Below are 18,115 nucleotides of genomic sequence, written 5' to 3' on the forward strand. Positions count from 1 at the left end.
ATAAAAGATGAATACATTAATAGCAGTTGGAGTATTAGCGGTTATCGTTCTACTAGCAGAGATCATTAATTTGAGAAAATTAATCATCCCGCTAACGATTGTAGGACTACTGGGAATTCTGGGTTACACGCTTTGTACAATTGATGTGGTGGAAGCCCATTACAACAATATGATTGTGACTACTAAGTTTTCTAGTGCCTTTACTTCTTTATTTATTGCATTAACTATTTTGTTAGTTGCTTTGAGTAAAGACTTTTATCAAACGCAATTTTCTAAAATATCAGACTATATTTCTTTAAAATTATTCTTGCTGATGGGAGCGATTTCTATGGTGAGTTTTGGAAATATGGCGATGTTTTTCGTGGGATTAGAAATTCTTTCTATCACCCTATACATTCTTTGTGGATCAGATCGTACCAACATCAAGAGTAACGAGTCTGCCATGAAATATTTCTTATTAGGATCTTTTGCTTCTGGGGTAGTTCTATTCGGAATTGCTTTGATTTACGGAGCAACAGGATCTTTTGATTTGGCTCAAATCACACAATTAACCACAAGTAATCCAATGCCTGTTTGGTATGCATTAGGAGTGACGATGGTTATTATCGGTATGCTTTTCAAAATCGCTGCTGTACCTTTCCACTTCTGGGCACCAGACGTATACCAAGGAGCACCAAACTTAACAACGGCGATGATGAGTACGTTGGTAAAAGTAACAGCGGTTGCTACTTTGTATAAAGTATCGATTAACTTGTTACACCAAATGCCTTCACACTACACCACTGCTATTGTTGTCATTGCAATCTTAACGATGACTGTGGGTAACATCATGGCGTTACGTCAAGATAATATGAAGCGTTTATTGGCGTACTCTGGTATTTCACATGCTGGTTTTATGATGATGGCTTTAACAGCATTAGGTAGTGCAACACCAAACCTATTCTACTACGCTACATCATACGCGTTCGCAGGTATTGCCGCTTTTACAGTATTAACCATTGTAACTAAAGGAAAAGATAACGAACACATCAATAACTTCAAAGGATTAGGCAAATCTAACCCCCTTTTAGCGGTTATCTTGTCTGTTGCGTTATTATCTATGGGAGGTATTCCAATCTTCGCTGGTTTCTTCGGAAAATTCTTCTTATTTACAGAAGCAGTGAAAAACGGATTCATCACTTTAGTCATCTTTGGGGTAATTAACTCTTTCATCAGTATTTACTACTACCTGAAAATTATCATCTTGATGTTTACAACACAAGAAGAGGAAGAAGGAACAACAACAATCCAAGTGCCTTTATCTTACAAAATCGTAGGTTTAATCGCTGTTGCTGCTGTTGTAGTATTTGGTTTATTCCCATCATTAGTATTGGGATTATTCAACTAAGAACAAATAAATAACAATTCAATAAATTACCGAAGACCAAGTATTCATCTGGATACTTGGTCTTTTTTTTGTTGACAGTTGACGGTGAACAGGGCCTCACCATTCTCAATTTTATCCAGTTACTTGGCAAATTGCCATTTGCCACTACGGGGTTCTACATCTCATCGCCTCATCTTCTCACCCCCTCATCGCCTCATCGCCTCACCATTCACACCCCCTCACCATTCTTACCTCCTCACCTTTCTCCCCCAAATCAACAATTCAAACAACAACTAAAAATCTCGTTCACAAAACAAATAAAACACAGATTTACAACAACTTAAGTTAATTTTTATAATAAAAAAAATCTATTTTAGTACTCTCAACATTAACTTTTTAACTTACTATAACACCAGTGACCTCTTTGGTACTTGTACACAAACCAACCAGCACAACACATGCATGGTACACAAGTTCCATCATGAGGATACCAGGGTTATTTAAATCACAACTTATGAGTACAAAACCCCAACATCGTGTCATTTCAGCCAATGATTGGCACAATCTTTCTCTTTTGCAACAATTGTATAACCACAATCCCAACTTTGCCTCTTATGCGAAAAGTATCAGGGCTCTATTCTTTTTCTACATGCACAATTGCACACAACAAAGTGATGACTTGGCACTAAACACAGAAGATGTACAAGGCGTGCTAGAGTTAGTCAATGCATTACAAAATCTAAAACACCCCAGAACTTAAGGGTTCAACTAAACTATTTTTCATAATTAAAAAAGCAGTAACAAACTTAGTTTGCTACTGCTTTTCTATTTTTATTTATTTACCTCTATAAGGTACTAAATTGCGTTACGAACATCCACAGTTTCCGCTCCCACAAGAGCCTCCACCTTTTTTGTTACTTTTCTTTCCAAAGCTTTTTTTAATAAAATAACCAATGGCAAAAAGCAATAAACCATAAACGATAATCTCTTGGTAATCCATCTACTTTACTTTAAGAGTTGATAGGCTATAAACGCTGCCACATAAGCGAGAACCGTCATAAAGACCAATTGATAAATGGTCCATTTCCAAGATTTTGTTTCTCTTCGTACAATCGCTACTGTAGCGGTACACTGCATGGCGAAAGCATAGAAAAACATCAAGGATACTCCACTTGCTAGGGTAAATACTTTTTCACCTGTATCTGGCCAAATCTCAGCAGCCATTTTTTGTTTGATTCGTCCATCTTCATCGTTTTCATCTCCCGATCCTACATTGTAGATCGTTCCTAAAACACCGACAAAAATCTCACGTCCTACAAAAGAAGACAATACTGCAATTCCCACTTTCCAATCATACCCCAACGGTTTGATTACAGGTTCAATCGATTTACCTAATATACCAATATACGAGTTTTCTAAGCGGTAACTTGCCACATATTCACTCATTTCCTCTTCTGATACTTCTTTATCTTGGTGCATTTGAGCCATGTGCTCTTCTGCATTTTCAAATTTATCTCCAGGACCATGTGCACCTAAGAACCATATAATGATTGACAATACGAAAATAATCTTTCCAGCTCCCACAACGAAAGCCTTTGTTTTTTCGTACATATTCGCCACTACGTTTTTGATAATAGGCGTACGGTAATTCGGCATTTCAATCACAAAATACGATTTGCGTTCGCTTTTGATGTACTTGCTCAGCGCCCAAGAAGACACAAGTGCTGCTAAGAATCCGATGAAATAGAACAACGTTAAGGTCAATCCTTGCAAGCTCAAGAACCCAAATAAACGCGTTTCTGGGATTACTAAAGCAATGATGATAATATACACCGGAATACGGGCAGAACACGTTGTAAATGGCGTTACTAAGATGGTAATCAATCGCTCTTTAGGATTCTCGATATTACGCGCAGACATAATCGCCGGAATAGCACAAGCATTTCCAGAGATCAAAGGCACTACTGATTTCCCACTCAATCCAAAGGGACGCATTAATTTATCCATCAAGAATACTACACGACTCATATAGCCTGTCTCTTCTAGAATAGAGATAAACATGAATAGGATAGCAATCTGCGGAATAAACGGCATTACTCCCCCAATCCCTGGCACAATACCATCGGCTATTAAATCCGTTAGTTTACCTGGTTCCATTACTTCATGTACCCATGAACCTAAATTAGAGAATTGCTCATCAATCCAATCCATTGGAATACTCGACCATTCAAAAATCGCTTGAAAAACCAACATCATGATTCCGAAGAAAATCAAATACCCATACACTTTATGCGTTAAGATTCGATCTACTTTCGTGCGAAGTCCCGTTGCTTTTGTTGTATCACGTGTATACGTTTCTTTCAGCGTATCATTAATAAACTGATAGCGCTTAATCGTCTTCTTATGTTGTAATTTTTTTATTTCATTATCTGACAAGTGAATGCCTTTAGCCTCGATGTCTTTCTTCCCAATATTTCCAATGGTAATATCTTGCGAATAAATCATCCATAACTTGAATACAGATAAATTCGAGAAAGTCAAGGCTAATTTTCCAAAGAATGCTGGATCAACATCTGTTGCATTCAGACAAGGTTCGATGGAATAATTTTTATAATCTAATACAGCTTGTTTTAATTCTTGAATACCCAATTTCTTCTTGGCACTCATCAAAACAATTTTAGTATTGAGTTTCTTTTCTAAGGCAGCAACTTGAATGCTAATTCCCTTTTCATCCATGTGATCCGCCATATTAATGGCTAAAACCGTAGGGAATCCCAATTCTTTCACTTGGGTAAATAGCAGTAAATTTCGCTTTAAGTTTTCGATTTCAGCAACGACAATCGCTACATCGGGATAGTCTTCATTGGTTGAATCAAACAATAAATCCAACACAATACGCTCATCTTCTGAGCTGGCATTGATACTATAGGTTCCAGGTAAGTCAATGATGGTAGCGGTTACCTCATCATTTAACTTTGTTGTACCTGATTTTTTATCAACGGTAATACCAGGATAGTTCCCGATTTTGTGATTTAAACCTGTTAAGGCATTGAATACAGAGGTTTTACCTACGTTAGGATTACCTATTAGGGCAACTTTAATATCTTTTTTCATCAATTGGTTCTACTAATCTTACTTCAAATCGCCTTCTAGGCTCACTACAATTTCTCTCGCTAATTCCTTGCGAATTGATAGATGTGTATCATTGATACAGAAATAAATTGGATCTCCTAATGGAGCAACTTCCAAAAGCTCAACAGCATTACCTGGTAAACATCCCCATTTCTAATAATTTTAAAGGAACTTTATGCATGTCAAAATCAGCAATTACGCCCTTTTCATTTCTTTTCAATAAGTCTAATGTTGTATTCACCTTATTTAGATTTAATTCACATTGCAAAAATAAGCAATAAAAAAAGAATTCGAACATAATTTAAGGATTAATTAGTCCAAATACTACTAAGTCAACGTCTTGAATCTGCGTTGTAGACTAGGATTTTGGTAAAAACGAAAAAGCCATGCTGTTTTCTCAGCATGGCTTTCTTCTATTCTTGTTATTCGTTTACTTCGTTTCCTTTTCATGTTGGTACAACCATTGGATATCTTCCCATAGTTCTTCCATATTTTTATTTTCAGGATCCTTGGTATTCAAATTCGTTCCGTCATAAAATCCTCGGATACGTCCTTCACTATCAACTAAAACGAAATTCTCCGTATGTACCATGTCGTACATCTCCTCTGGTGAACCTGTTTTTACAGCCAAGTACGAATTTCTGGCGATATAATAGATGTCGCGTTTATCTCCCGTGACTAAATTCCAAATGGAATCATCTACTCCGCGCTTCAAAGCGTATTCCTTCAAAACTGGAACGCTATCAATATCAGGCGTAACGGTATGGGAAAGTAACTTCACCCCCGGTAGTGTTTTGATTTTATCTTGTAACCACTCCATATTATCACCCATGATAGGGCAAATGGTTGGACAAGTAGTAAAGAAGAAATCGGCGATATAAATATGCCCTTCGTAATCTTTATTGGTAATGGTATCTCCATTTTGATTGATAAAAGTAAAAGGAGCAATACGGTGTCTTTGCTTATTCGCCTCGTGTTGAATTAAACTATCTACCATTTCTGGATTAACCATGGAAGGTGTATACACTGGCAAGCTCTTTCTATATTTCAATGCATTGTAAAACAAAACGAGAATTCCACAACTCATCAAAAAGAAAAATAGAAAGAAATATCTATAGCGTTTAAAAAATTGAAACATGATACTTTGAGTTTCCTACAAACTTACAAATTCCAACCTATAAATACGTTAAAGCTAGCTTAAAACCACACTCCTTTCCTCTATGCTTGCCTCCTTACTTTTTTGCATTTTAAAACCATAAATCACGCCAAAAAAGAAGATTTATTCCTAAAAATTCAATTTATAGCCTCAAAAGGAAATTACTCAAAAGATATTTTCTATTTTTGTTTAAACTAGAATTAAAGTAAAAACTTAAATACAAATGAAAAAAAGAGTATTATTAACCTCTGGTCTAGCTCTAGCTTCATTAGTTGCTTGTAAAGATGGCAAGAAAACAGAAGAAGTTGCAGATCAAGAAAATCACGGAATTAACTTAGAGTACATGGACCTAAGTGTTAATCCTGGTGACGACTTTTTCCGTTTTGTAAACGGTACGTGGTATGATAACACAGAAATTCCTAATGATAGAACACGTTGGGGAAGTTTTGATGAATTGAGACAGAATACAGATAAAGATGCCTTGGCTATTTTAAAGAAAGCAGCTGAAGCTCATGATTTGGATGCAAAATCAGATCAAGCGAAAGCGGTTGCTTTATTTGAAACGTATTTAGATGATGCTACGCGTAACAGTGTAGGTGTAACTCCTCTAAAACCTTACTTGGATCAAATCAACGCGATCCAAACTCCAGCTGATGTTACGAAGTTAATCAATGACTTAGCGGACGAAGGTGGTTTAGGGTTCTATTCTTCTTATGTATATGCGGATGCAAAAAACTCAAATGAAAACACGGTTTATTTAAGTACAGGTTCTTTAGGGTTACCTGATCGTGATTATTATGTGTTGCAAGATGCTGACATGAAAGAAAAACGCGAACAATACGTTGCACACGTAGCGCGTATGTTAGAGATGGCAGGTGAATCAAAAGAAGAAGCTACTGCAGATTCAAAACGCGTTTTAGCAATCGAAACAAAAATGGCTGAGCCTCGTTTAACAAGAGTAGAACGCAGAGATAGCCGTTTAACGTATAACCCAATGACAATTGCTGAGTTACAAAAAACAACGCCAGTAGTTGATTGGACTGCTTATTTTAATGCAACAGGTTTGAAAAACATCGATAAAGTTGTTGTTTCTCAACCAAGATATATGAAAGCATTAAATGACATTTTATCAGCTAAAAACATCGCAGATGCAAAAGCATATTTAAAATGGACATTAGTGAATGGATATGCTAGCACATTGTCTACAGACATGGAGACAGCAAACTGGGAGTTCTATTCTAAAACATTAGAAGGAGCTAAAGAACAAAGACCGGCTGAAGAAAGAGCACTTGCTGTTGTAAACAATACAATTGGTGAAGCTTTAGGTCAATTATACGTAGCTGAAAAATTCCCTGCTGAAGCGAAAGCAAAAGCTCAGGCGATGATTAAAAACGTATTAACAGCATTTGGTGAGCGTATCAAAAACTTACCTTGGATGGCTGAAGAGACTAAAAAAGGAGCGTTAGAGAAATTAGCGACTACTACAGTTAAAAATTGGTTACCCTGATAAATGGGAGGATTATTCTAAAATGGATATCAAAGCTCCTGCTGCTAAAGGAAACTACTTTGAGAACATGAGAAATGCTTCGAAATGGGAAGTAGCTAAAAACAGAGAAGATTTCGGTAAACCAGTAGATAAAACTAAATGGGGAATGTCACCGCAAACAGTAAATGCGTATTTCAACCCATTATACAACGAAATCGTATTCCCTGCAGCTATCTTACAACCTCCATTCTACGATTATAAAGCAGATGAGGCAATCAACTACGGTGGTATCGGTGCTGTTATTGGGCACGAAATCTCTCATAGTTTTGATGATTCGGGTGCTCGTTATGACAAGAATGGTAACTTAAACAACTGGTGGACAGATGCTGACTTAGAAAGATTTACAGTATTAGGTAATAAATTAGCAGATCAATACAGCGCATTAGAGCCTCTTCCAGGTGTATTTGTAGATGGTAAATTTACTTTAGGTGAAAACATCGGAGATTTAGGTGGTGTGAATGCTGCTTACGACGGATTAAAAATCTACTTGAAAGAGAATGGAGATCCAGGTCTAATCGATGGATATACACCAGAACAACGTTTCTTCATTTCATGGGGAACAATCTGGAGAACGAAAGCACGTGATGAAGCGGTTAAAAACCAAGTGAAAACAGATCCACACGCGCCAGGTTATTATAGAGCATTTGTTCCTTTGCAAAATGTTGATGCTTTCTACGAAGCATTTGATATCAAAGAAACAAACAAACTTTACATCAAACCAGAAGAACGAGTTAAGATTTGGTAACATAAAAAAAAAGGTATTTCGAATTGAAATACCTTTTTTTTTGGAGAGAAGAGAAATCGAAATACAGTGGAGAATCACTAAACACTTCTTAGTTTAACTTCTTAAATGAATTCCAATTTCTATAAAAAATAAGGCTGATGGAAAATAATTTCCATCAGCCTTATTTTTTTATCTATCAATGAATTTTCTCTCATCACCTCACCCTCTCACCATCTCTCATTTCCCTTCTCCCTTTTCTAATTTTAAAACCATTGGATCAATCTTCAACAACCATTCATAATAATCCTTTTGTCCTTTCAATTGATTCAAATATTCAGCTATTAGAAAATGCATGACTAATTCTTTATGGCGATCTAGTTTGAAAAACAACTTATTACTCTCTAGATGACGTTTAAAGGAGCTGTATTCTTTTTTATCTGCTTGTAGGTAGGCAATCAGTTCTGCTGTGGTCATGTTATTATACATTTGACGCGCTTGATCAATTTCTTGAAACACATAATAGCTCACCATTCCTGATTTCATCATCATGACAATCGCTTCTTCGCCGTGTTTTCTAGCAATAGGAACAAACAAGTCGGGAACGATTCCTCCACCTCCATACACAATTCGTCCTTTTAGTGTTTTAAACTGTAAGCTATCCGCCACTTTAATACTATCGGCAGCATACAACTCACCATGCTCATAACGCGAACGAAAATCGTTGTTGTAATCCTCTATACCATTCTTGTAATTCTTTTGAATAGAACGCCCAGAAGGTGTGTAATAACGTGCTGTTGTTAGTCGAATGGCAGAACCATCACCCAACATTAATTCACGTTGTACTAATCCTTTTCCAAAAGTACGTCTTCCAACAATCGTTCCTCGGTCATTATCCTGAATCGCTCCGGCAATAATCTCACTAGCTGAAGCACTATTTTCATTCACTAATACATAAAGCGGTTTCGTCGTAAAGAGATTCGTGCTCTTCGCTTTGGTTACTTTTTCTTGTCCGCCGCGATTAATCGTTTTAACGATGGTTTGATCCGTCAGCAATAAATCATTTAAGATCTTGCTCGCCTGATCCATATAGCCACCACTGTTATCGCGTAAATCAATAATCAACCCTTGAATACCTTCTTCAATAAGTTGTAACAATCCCGCTTGAAACTCTTCGTAGGTTGTGCTCGCAAAGCGATTGATTTTGATATAGCCATATTGGTTGTCCAACTTAATAGCGATATCGACACTTTTCAATGGGATAGGCTCTCGTTTTACCTTGATATTTTTTCTTTCTTTGGTGGTTTTACGGTACACTTCTAGGGTAATAGCAGTGCCTTCATCTCCCCTTAATACAGAAGAAATCGTATCGGAAGAGATTTCCTTTCCATATAATACTTCTTGATTTGCTTTGAGGATGCGGTCACCAGCCAGAATACCAGCTTGAATAGAAGGGCCTCCCTCTATTGGTTTAATCACAGCTAGGGAATCTTGATACAAATAATATTGCACCCCAATACCGACAAAACTTCCTTGCATCGATTCTGTCACCTCTTTCATGAGGTCTTTGCCAATATAAACCGAATGGGGATCGAGTTGTTCTAGGATGGTGGTTACTGTCCGATCCACGATTGAATCTGTATCCACTTGATCCACGTATTCCTGCTCAATGAAATCGAGCAAGCGATTTAGTTTTAGTTTATTGTGATTGGTAAAAAAGTTACCTTGTGAACGCTGAGAAGCGGACACTAAAAAACCACCCAACAAAACGCCAAGGGAAATAGAAATTGCAACAATAAAAGGCCAAAAAAACTTTTTCATAGCACACGCATTAATCTAGGTCCTCGATGTGGACCACCTCAACTCCGGCTTTATGTAGAAAATCAATTCCAGCCATATCTTTGTATCCTTCCACATACACCACGCGTTTTATACCCGCTTGATGAATTAATTTACTACAATCACGACAAGGAGACATGGTAATATATAAAGTTGCATCTTGACAGCTTTGGGTAGAACTTGCTACTTTAAGGATAGCATTGGCTTCGGCATGTAATACATACCAATGCGTTTGGTCATTCTCATCTTCACAACAATTATCGAATCCTGTAGGTGTTCCATTATATCCATCCGATATAATCATGCGATCTTTGACTATGATTGCACCAACTTTTTTGCGCTTACAGTAAGACAATTGGCCCCATTCACGTGCAATACGCAAATACGCCTTATCGTACTTAGTTACTTTAGGATTTGACATAAACCTCTATTTTATAACTCTTAATATACGACAAAAATACACATAAGTTTCACGTGACTCTCTATACTCGTTTGAAATAATGTAATTATCCTAGTAGAATTACTTATTTAAGACTCCCTAACTCCCGTTATCTCCATCATTAGCGTCTTTTTGACCTTCATTTTTTTTTGCTTCAAACACGCATTATTATAAAGATTTTTTGTACATTACTTCTAATTAACACCTTAAACCAATTAACAACAAAAAAGAACTCATATGGCTTATTTAGATTTATATAACAGTGATTTTAAAGAGCGTAACAAAGGGCACTTTGCTTCTATTGTACGCGTTGCCTTAGCGGATGGAGATATCAGTGAAGAAGAGCTTAAATTCTTAAATGAATTAGCAGATAAATTGGATATCTCAACAGATGATTATGATAAAATCATGGCCAGCCCCGAAAAATACCCCGTTAACCCTCCTTACTTAGAAATTAACAGAATTGAGCGTTTGTATGATTTGGCTCGTATGGTCTATGTGAATCACATCTTGGGACCTAAACAAAAGGATATCCTGCGCAAATTTGCTTCTGCTCTTGGATTTACAGGAGATATTGACTTGATTGTAAACAAATCTTTGTCACTCTTAGTCCTAGAAGTTGATATCGATACTTTTATAGCAGAAATTCAAAAAATAAAGCATTAAAAAAAGGGGGTTTTACGATGTAAAACCCCCTTTTTGGTGCTTGCTATTTTCTTATTGGTGCAAAGCCATAAATTCTTCCGCTTTTTCCACCATATTTTTACTTCCACAGAAGAACGGAACACGTTGGTGTAACTCCGTTGGTTCAATTTCCATGATACGGCTATATCCGTCTGATGCTCTTCCTCCCGCTTGTTCCATGATAAAAGCAATTGGATTACATTCATACAACAATCTCAATTTTCCTTTCGGTGCTTTTGTGCTTGTTGGATAAATATAGATTCCTCCTTTTAAAATATTACGGTGAATATCAGAAACTAAACTTCCGATATAACGAGCTGAATAAGGGCGGTTTCCTTGTTCTTCTTGGCAATATTTCAAGTAATCTTTCACCCCTTGTGGGAATTGGATATAGTTTCCTTCGTTGATGGAATAAATACTTCCGTCTTCTTTAATTTTCATATTTGGATGAGACAAGTAGAACGTTCCAATTGCTGGGTTCAACGTAAAACCATTTACTCCTGCCCCTGTTGTGTACACCAACATCGTTGATGAACCATACACAATATAACCCGCTGCTACTTGGTTTTCTCCTTTTTGTAAGAAGTCTTCCAATTGCACTGGAGTTCCAGTAGGCGTTACACGACGATAGATAGAGAAAATAGTCCCTACTGAAACGTTTACATCAATATTAGAAGATCCGTCTAATGGATCAATCAATACCACGTATTTACTGTCGTTATCTCCTTTTTTTCCTTGAATAGTAATAAAATCATCTTCTTCTTCAGAAGCAATTCCACATACAATTTCGCGATTAACTAACGTATTGATAAAAACCTCATTCGCGTAAACGTCCAATTTTTGTTGTTGTTCTCCTTGTACATTTTCAGTACCAAAAGCTCCTACGATATCAACTAAACCAGCTTGGTTTACTTGATGACTAACTACCTTCGCTGCAAGTCGTAAAGAGTTAATTAAGCGAGAAAGCTCTCCCGATGAGTATTTAAAATCCTCTTGTTTGTCAATAATAAACTCCCCTAGTGTTTGGTGTCTTTTTGTTGTCATGGAAAAATGATTCTTTAGTTGTGTATTTTGCTGTGCAAATATCGTTAATTTTGTCATTCAAATGAAGTTATTAACCATAAATCCAACAAAAGACATGAATGTTAGAGCCGCTACTCCAGCTGATATGCCAGCTGTACTACAATTAATTCAAGAATTAGCCACATTCGAGAAGCAACCCGATGCAGTTGTCCTAACGCCAGAGGACCTTATTCGAGATGGTTTTGGCGCCCATCCCCTTTTTCGCGTATTAGTTGCAGAGCACGAAGGTGAAATTATTGGTATGGCCCTATTCTACTATCGATATTCTACTTGGAAAGGCAAAACTATCCATTTAGAAGACCTCATCGTAACAGCAGAAGCAAGAGGAACAGGGGCGGGAATGGCTTTATATAAAAACGTGATTCAACTAGCCAAAGAAGAACAGGTAAGACGCGTAGAATGGGTGGTTTTAAATTGGAATCAACCCGCTATTGAATTTTATCAGAAATCAGGTGCACATGTTTTGGAAGATTGGTATACGGTGCAAATGGATGAACAAGGTATTCATGCCTTTATCAATAATTAGTGGACAATGAGAATATATAAATTTGGTGGAGCTTCGGTAAAAGATGCCGATAATGTAAAAAATGTAGGTCAAGTTTTGCGCACTGTCGGTTATTCAGATAGTTTACTGATTGCCTCTGCAATGGGTAAAACAACCAATGCCTTAGAAGTTGTGGTGCACAACTATTTTCAAAATCGTTTTGATTTGGCCGAATCGGTTCAAGTAGTGAAAGATTATCACCTTGCGATTCTACACGATTTATTCACCGATTCAACAGATGCCGTTTATCAAGCCGTCGATCATCTATTTGAATCGCTCACTTCATTTTTACTCAATAACAAATCGCCCAACTACAATTTCGTCTATGATCAGATTGTCAGCTATGGAGAGTTGCTGTCTACAACGATTTTACATCATTATTTGCTGTGTTGCAACATTGAAAATACGTGGATTGATGCGCGTAATCTAATTAAAACAGATACGACGTATCGCGATGCCAATGTGCAATGGGAGAGCACTGAATCTGCTATTACACAAGCAATAGACAAAAAAGAATTATATATTACCCAAGGTTTTATCGGATCAGACTACAATGGTTTTTCGACTACATTAGGTCGAGAAGGTTCGGATTATTCAGCTGCAATTTTTGCGTATGCACTGAATGCAAAAAGCGTAACCATTTGGAAGGATGTACCAGGCGTCCTCAATGCAGACCCACGTTACTTTGACGAGACTACATTATTGGAACAGATTTCCTATCAAGAAGCTATTGAATTAGCCTTTTATGGTGCTTCTGTCATCCACCCTAAAACCTTACAACCCCTGCGTCAAAAGGAAATTCCCCTATATGTAAAATCCTTTGTCAACCCAACGCTAGCAGGAACCTCTGTATCAAAAGGAGCTGATCTAAAACCAGCAATTCCTTGTTTCATCGTAAAGAAAAATCAATTGTTGATTTCTCTTTCTTCAAAAGATTTCTCTTTTATTATGGAACAAAACATCAGTGATATTTTCAAATTATTCTGTGAATACAACATCAAGGTGAATGTCATCCAAAACTCAGCGATTAGCTTTTCTGTTTGTGTGGAAGATAAATTCAATCACTTTGAAGAATTGCGTCAAAAACTAAATGATCAATATCGCGTCAGCTATAATGAAAATGTTTCGCTTTATACCATTCGCCATTTTGACGAAACCTCAGCGGACCGTATCCTACAAGATAAAACCCTGTTATTAAAACAAGTAAATAGAGAAACCATGCAAATGGTGACAAGAGAATAAAGAAAAAAGCTTCACGTCGTTGAGGCTTTTTTTATCTCTATTCATTCTTTTTGGTACCAAACTGATTTCATTACACTGCTTTTTTCATTCCCCTAAGGAAAGCGTCTGCACTTCCTTCGTTTCAAAATTTCATTGCCTGAGATTTCGTTAATTTTGGGTTAAATACACTACTTTTGGTATTTTGGAGTTTATACTTACATGAACCTACAGCGATTTCTTTTTCTTTTCCTTTTTTGGTATTCTTGTACTTATGCACAAGAAGGAAATTCGCTGTATCAACAACGGACATGGGAAGAGCAACAAACCACATTGCAACTTCCACTCACTCCTTTAAACAACAGTTATTTTGAAATCCTAGATGCCCAAGAAGTGGTTGTTCCAACATCGGCTTATCGCATCGATTTTGATACCAATACCGTTACCTTACTCCAAGCGAATCTCGCCTTTCCGTTAACGGTCTACTATTTAGAACTTCCGTCTTTCCTAACGACGCCGATTAGTTATTATGATACCTCGCGTATTGTTCCCAACGAAGCGGGGAGTTTTACCTATCAACATCAGACCAACAACCGCGCTGCTTTTGTTCCGTTTGAGGGTTTAAATACAATGGGAAGTTTATCTCGAGGGCTAACGATGGGAACCAATCAAAGTGCGGTTACTTCTTCTAATTTAGATTTACAAATCACGGGAAATTTATCGGATCGCGTCAAGATTCGCGCTTCCATACAAGATAATAATTTACCCTTACAATACGGCGGATATTCACAGAAAATTAATGAATTCGACCAGATTTTTATCGAGCTATTCTCCGATGATTGGTCGATTCGCGCAGGAGATATTTACTTAGAAAATCGAGCGAGACGCTTTTTAAATTTCAATAAAAAAGTACAGGGATTATCTACGCGTTTTGTCTTTGATCACGGCGAAAGTAAAACAACTGTTGAAGCAGCGGCAGCCTTAGCGAGAGGACAATATACCCGAAGTACGTTTAATGGACAAGAAGGCAATCAAGGGCCTTATAAATTAAAGGGGAGCAATGGAGAATTGTACATCCTCATTGTCTCTGGTTCAGAAAAAGTATACGTCAATGGTTTACTGCTCAAACGAGGAGAGGAAAATGACTATGTTATTGATTATAATTCGGGCGAATTGCGTTTTACCACGCGATATCCCATTACATCAGATATGCGAATTGCTGTGGAGTATCAATATACCGATCGCAATTACACGCGTTTTGTGGGGTATGGGAATATTCAACATGAGGCTGAAACCTGGCAATTGGGGTTGAGTGTATTTACAGAAACCGATTTAAAAAATCAATCCCTTCAACAGAATCTAACGGAAGAGCAAATCGACATCCTCAAACAAGCAGGAAACGACCCCAATCGCATGATTGCTCCTTCTGCTTATAGAGACACCTATTCCCAGAATAAAGTGTTGTATACTCGAGAACAAACCCCAGAAGGGCAGTATTATTTTGTATTTTCCACCGATCCTGAAGCAGAACTCTATCACGTTACTTTTACTGCGGTAGGGAACAATCAAGGAGATTACGTCATACAAAGTACACAGTCTATTGGGCGTATTTATGAATACCGAGCGCCTGTGGGAGGTATTCCGCAAGGGAACTATTCCCCTGTCGTAAAGCTTATTGCTCCCATACAAAATACCATCGCAACAATTAACGCCGCTTATCATCCTTCTGAAAAGACTGCTGTCGATTTGGAGCTTGCCTTTAGCAATCACGATGCAAACCTTTTCTCTTCTGTTGACCAAGAAGAAAACAAAGGTTGGGCTACTGCATTGAAAGGAAAACAACGTTTGTGGACGCACAATCAAGCGCAACTAAATGTGCTAACTGATATTCAATTCATCCATAAAAATTTCCATGCTTTAGAGAATTTATTCTCAATTGAATTTGATCGCGATTGGAATCTACAATATGCTGAAGGCAACCAGAGTTTAGTCACAGGAGGATTGGAATTTCTCCTCCCTGGTAAAGCAAGTGCTACTTACTTATTTGAGCAGCTCAATTTTGGTACAGATTACAAGGGAAATAGACAAAATTTAGCTGGGAAATGGCAAGCAGATCCTTGGTTGATCCAAACACAGAACAGCTTGATGCAAGCGGATGGATTAACCTCTAAAACGACCTTCATTCAAAGTCATTCTCAAGCAAAATACCACTGGCGTGCCAATTATATAGGGACGAAACTCGACTTTGAACAAAATAAAGAAACCAATCAAGAGACTCAACTACTCAATCCGTTGAGTCACCGTTATTCCTCCCTTGATTTATTTATCGGTAAAGGAGATTCTCTAGGACAAAATATCGAATTGGGGTATCAATTTCGCTTAAATGACAGCTTGCAAAACAATCAACTGCAACGTTTTTCGAAAGCTCATACCTTTTATCTCAAATCCCAATTGCTCAAGTCTGAAACAAGGGATTTGAATCTCTATGCGAATTATCGATCGGTTCGCCATGAAGACACCAATAAACCCACTGAAAATACAATCAACAGTGTCCTCACCTATCGCGACCAATTTTTCAAAGGATTTGTTCAATCCCACACGTTATATGAAATCAGTGCGGGAACAATTGCGCAACAAGAATACACCTATTTAGAGGTGGAACCTGGTCGTGGACAATACATGTGGATTGATTACAACAACAATGGCATTCAAGAATTGGAAGAATTTGAGCTTGCGCCCTACCCTGATTTAGGGAAATATGTCCGTTTGTACTTACCGAGTCAGGTGTTTTTACCGACCAACCAAAATAAGTTCACGCAGACCTTAACCTTGAACCCTGCAGCGCTTTGGCAAAATGAGACGGGTATCAAACGAATTTTAGCTTTCTTCTACAACCAAACGTCTTATAGTATAGACCGCAAAGATTTGAAGAAAGGCAACCAGATTCGACTTCATCCTTTTACTGCTGATGAGGAACAAATGGTGGGATTACTCGAGAACTTCAACAACTATTTGTATTACAATCGCGGAAAAAAACGCCATAGCGTAACCTATATGTATACCCAATCGAAGAGTAAAAATCTACTGTCTTTTGGTTCAACGGAAAACACCATTAAAACGCATCAATTGGGTTATAATCACTTGATCCGAAAAACTTGGTTGGTAGATCTTTTAGGAAAAACAACCCAACAAGAAACAAAGTCGCCTTCGTATGCTAGTAAGAATTACGAACTCCAAATTCAAGGTTTTGAGACGAAATTATCCTATTTATTTTCCTCTCAAGCACAAGTAGATATCTTTTATAATTTCCAGGAAAAGAAAAACCAAACGGCTGATTTTGAAACCTTAGAGCAACATCGTTTGGGTGTGTCTTTTGCTGTGAATCAGATTAAATTATTCACGATGAATGGTGAATTCTCCTTTTTTCAGAATACCTTTACGGGTAATGCCTTTTCGCCTATTGGTTATCAAATGTTGGAAGGATTACAACCCGGAAAGAATATGACTTGGCGATTGATGTTCCAGAAAAACCTAACGAATTACTTGGATTTAAGTTTGAATTATCAAGGAAGAAGCAATGAATCAACAGCAACTATTCACACGGGAAGCGTACAGTTGAGAGCGTTTTTTTAAGGGCGATAAGAAGTGAGGTGGTGAGAAGGTGAGGCGGTGTGATGTAAAACCCCGTAGTGGCAAAGGCAATTTACCCAGTAACTGTCACTTCTTATTTCTCACAAAAATTGAGATTAGAAACTAAACGGTACACTGTTCTCCGTAAACTGTAAACTATAAACCACCATGTATAGCGATAAATATTCTTTGTGTTTTCAGCCTGATGAAGTTTTGATTGAACAAGTCAAAATCATGAAGTTAGATTTAGCAGAAGTTATTGGGTGGTATCACAGTAAAAATTCGCTGGCTCATTTAACAATTGCGGAATTTCAGGCCAGTGAAAAAGATATTGCGCGCATGCATCAACAAATTACGCGTTGTTGTACGGGGTTTGCTCCTATTGAAACTCATCTAACTTCTTTCGGAACTTATCCCAACGGCACTTTTTTCCTTGAAGTGGACGGCATTGCTAAACCTCAATTAAAATCCTATGCACAAAAGCTCTTTCAAACCCTACAATTGAAAAATGCCTACAAATGCACAGATCCTCATCTTTCTATTGGGCGAAAATTAGAAGAAGCTAAGATCCAACAAGCCTATGCGACATTCAAACAACCGAACCTTTCCTTTTGTTGCAACCAAATTGTACTGCGTCGACTGAATATGGAGCGTAGACAATTCGATATTATCCAGTATTATCCTTTTCTATCCCAACCCACATCAGAAGAAACACAATTAACCTTATTTTAAACGAGTGGATTTGATCTTTTTCGCA

13 protein-coding genes and 2 pseudogenes are annotated in these 18,115 nt (G+C 37.5%); 8 read left to right on the forward strand and 7 right to left on the reverse strand.

What is annotated here, in order from left to right:
• Nucleotides 1-7 precede the first annotated feature (7 nt).
• Both M2306_RS13895 and M2306_RS13900 read left to right on the forward strand, forming a co-directional pair.
• Nucleotides 8-1,387: an NADH-quinone oxidoreductase subunit N gene (locus M2306_RS13895; RefSeq protein WP_115092199.1), complete on the forward strand. Its 1,380-nt coding sequence runs from the start codon at nt 8-10 to the stop codon at nt 1,385-1,387.
• A gap of 493 nt (nt 1,388-1,880) precedes the next feature.
• Nucleotides 1,881-2,126: a hypothetical protein gene (locus tag M2306_RS13900; protein ID WP_259187540.1), complete on the forward strand. Its 246-nt coding sequence runs from the start codon at nt 1,881-1,883 to the stop codon at nt 2,124-2,126.
• A 105-nt stretch (nt 2,127-2,231) separates the two neighbouring features.
• On the opposite strand, the gene M2306_RS13905 is transcribed toward M2306_RS13900, so the two are convergent.
• From M2306_RS13905 to M2306_RS13920, 4 genes and pseudogenes are all read right to left on the reverse strand, one after another.
• Nucleotides 2,232-2,366 (reverse strand): FeoB-associated Cys-rich membrane protein, encoded by a 135-nt coding sequence (locus M2306_RS13905; protein WP_002988992.1) that lies wholly within the window; start codon nt 2,364-2,366, stop codon nt 2,232-2,234.
• Between the two features lie 5 nt (nt 2,367-2,371).
• On the reverse strand, nt 2,372-4,480 hold the full coding sequence (gene feoB / locus M2306_RS13910; protein WP_002988990.1) for a ferrous iron transport protein B: 2,109 nt from the start codon (nt 4,478-4,480) through the stop codon (nt 2,372-2,374).
• An 18-nt stretch (nt 4,481-4,498) separates the two neighbouring features.
• Nucleotides 4,499-4,739: pseudogene (locus tag M2306_RS13915) on the reverse strand (FeoA family protein).
• Nucleotides 4,740-4,928: 189 nt separating this feature from the next.
• Nucleotides 4,929-5,636 (reverse strand): SCO family protein, encoded by a 708-nt coding sequence (locus M2306_RS13920; protein ID WP_115092193.1) that lies wholly within the window; start codon nt 5,634-5,636, stop codon nt 4,929-4,931.
• A gap of 241 nt (nt 5,637-5,877) precedes the next feature.
• Here M2306_RS13920 and M2306_RS13925 point away from each other — a divergent pair.
• Nucleotides 5,878-7,945: pseudogene (locus M2306_RS13925) on the forward strand (M13 family metallopeptidase).
• 216 nt (nt 7,946-8,161) lie between these two features.
• Here M2306_RS13925 and M2306_RS13930 read toward each other — a convergent pair.
• Nucleotides 8,162-9,742 (reverse strand): S41 family peptidase, encoded by a 1,581-nt coding sequence (locus M2306_RS13930; RefSeq protein WP_259187525.1) that lies wholly within the window; start codon nt 9,740-9,742, stop codon nt 8,162-8,164.
• A 10-nt stretch (nt 9,743-9,752) separates the two neighbouring features.
• The gene (locus M2306_RS13935) at nt 9,753-10,181 is read right to left on the reverse strand and encodes a deoxycytidylate deaminase (RefSeq protein ID WP_060874585.1); all 429 of its coding nucleotides are present in this window, start codon (nt 10,179-10,181) and stop codon (nt 9,753-9,755) included.
• Nucleotides 10,182-10,436: 255 nt separating this feature from the next.
• Between M2306_RS13935 and M2306_RS13940 the strand changes: the two genes are divergently transcribed.
• Entirely contained in the window at nt 10,437-10,865 is a 429-nt protein-coding gene (locus M2306_RS13940; RefSeq protein ID WP_002988976.1) for a TerB family tellurite resistance protein, read from the forward strand.
• Between the two features lie 51 nt (nt 10,866-10,916).
• Here M2306_RS13940 and fbp read toward each other — a convergent pair whose 3' ends face one another.
• Nucleotides 10,917-11,927: a class 1 fructose-bisphosphatase gene (gene fbp / locus M2306_RS13945; RefSeq protein WP_115092799.1), complete on the reverse strand. Its 1,011-nt coding sequence runs from the start codon at nt 11,925-11,927 to the stop codon at nt 10,917-10,919.
• A 94-nt stretch (nt 11,928-12,021) separates the two neighbouring features.
• Here fbp and M2306_RS13950 point away from each other — a divergent pair, with 94 nt between their 5' ends.
• The 4 genes from M2306_RS13950 (at nt 12,022) to M2306_RS13965 (ending at nt 18,090) form a co-directional block, all read left to right on the forward strand.
• Nucleotides 12,022-12,492, forward strand: coding sequence for a GNAT family N-acetyltransferase (locus M2306_RS13950; RefSeq protein WP_181816769.1), 471 nt, complete (start codon nt 12,022-12,024; stop codon nt 12,490-12,492).
• 6 nt (nt 12,493-12,498) lie between these two features.
• Nucleotides 12,499-13,752 carry an aspartate kinase gene (locus M2306_RS13955; protein ID WP_259187521.1) on the forward strand — a complete coding sequence of 418 codons (1,254 nt, stop codon included), beginning with the start codon at nt 12,499-12,501 and terminating at the stop codon, nt 13,750-13,752.
• A 198-nt stretch (nt 13,753-13,950) separates the two neighbouring features.
• The gene (locus tag M2306_RS13960) at nt 13,951-17,361 is read left to right on the forward strand and encodes a DUF8818 domain-containing protein (RefSeq protein ID WP_259187520.1); all 3,411 of its coding nucleotides are present in this window, start codon (nt 13,951-13,953) and stop codon (nt 17,359-17,361) included.
• 165 nt (nt 17,362-17,526) lie between these two features.
• A complete protein-coding gene (locus tag M2306_RS13965) occupies nt 17,527-18,090 on the forward strand; it encodes a 2'-5' RNA ligase family protein (RefSeq protein WP_259187518.1) in 564 nt (187 codons plus the stop codon).
• Nucleotides 18,091-18,115 lie beyond the last annotated feature (25 nt).

It is taken from the genome of Myroides gitamensis (assembly GCF_029894455.1).
GTDB lineage: Bacteria > Bacteroidota > Bacteroidia > Flavobacteriales > Flavobacteriaceae > Flavobacterium > Flavobacterium odoratum.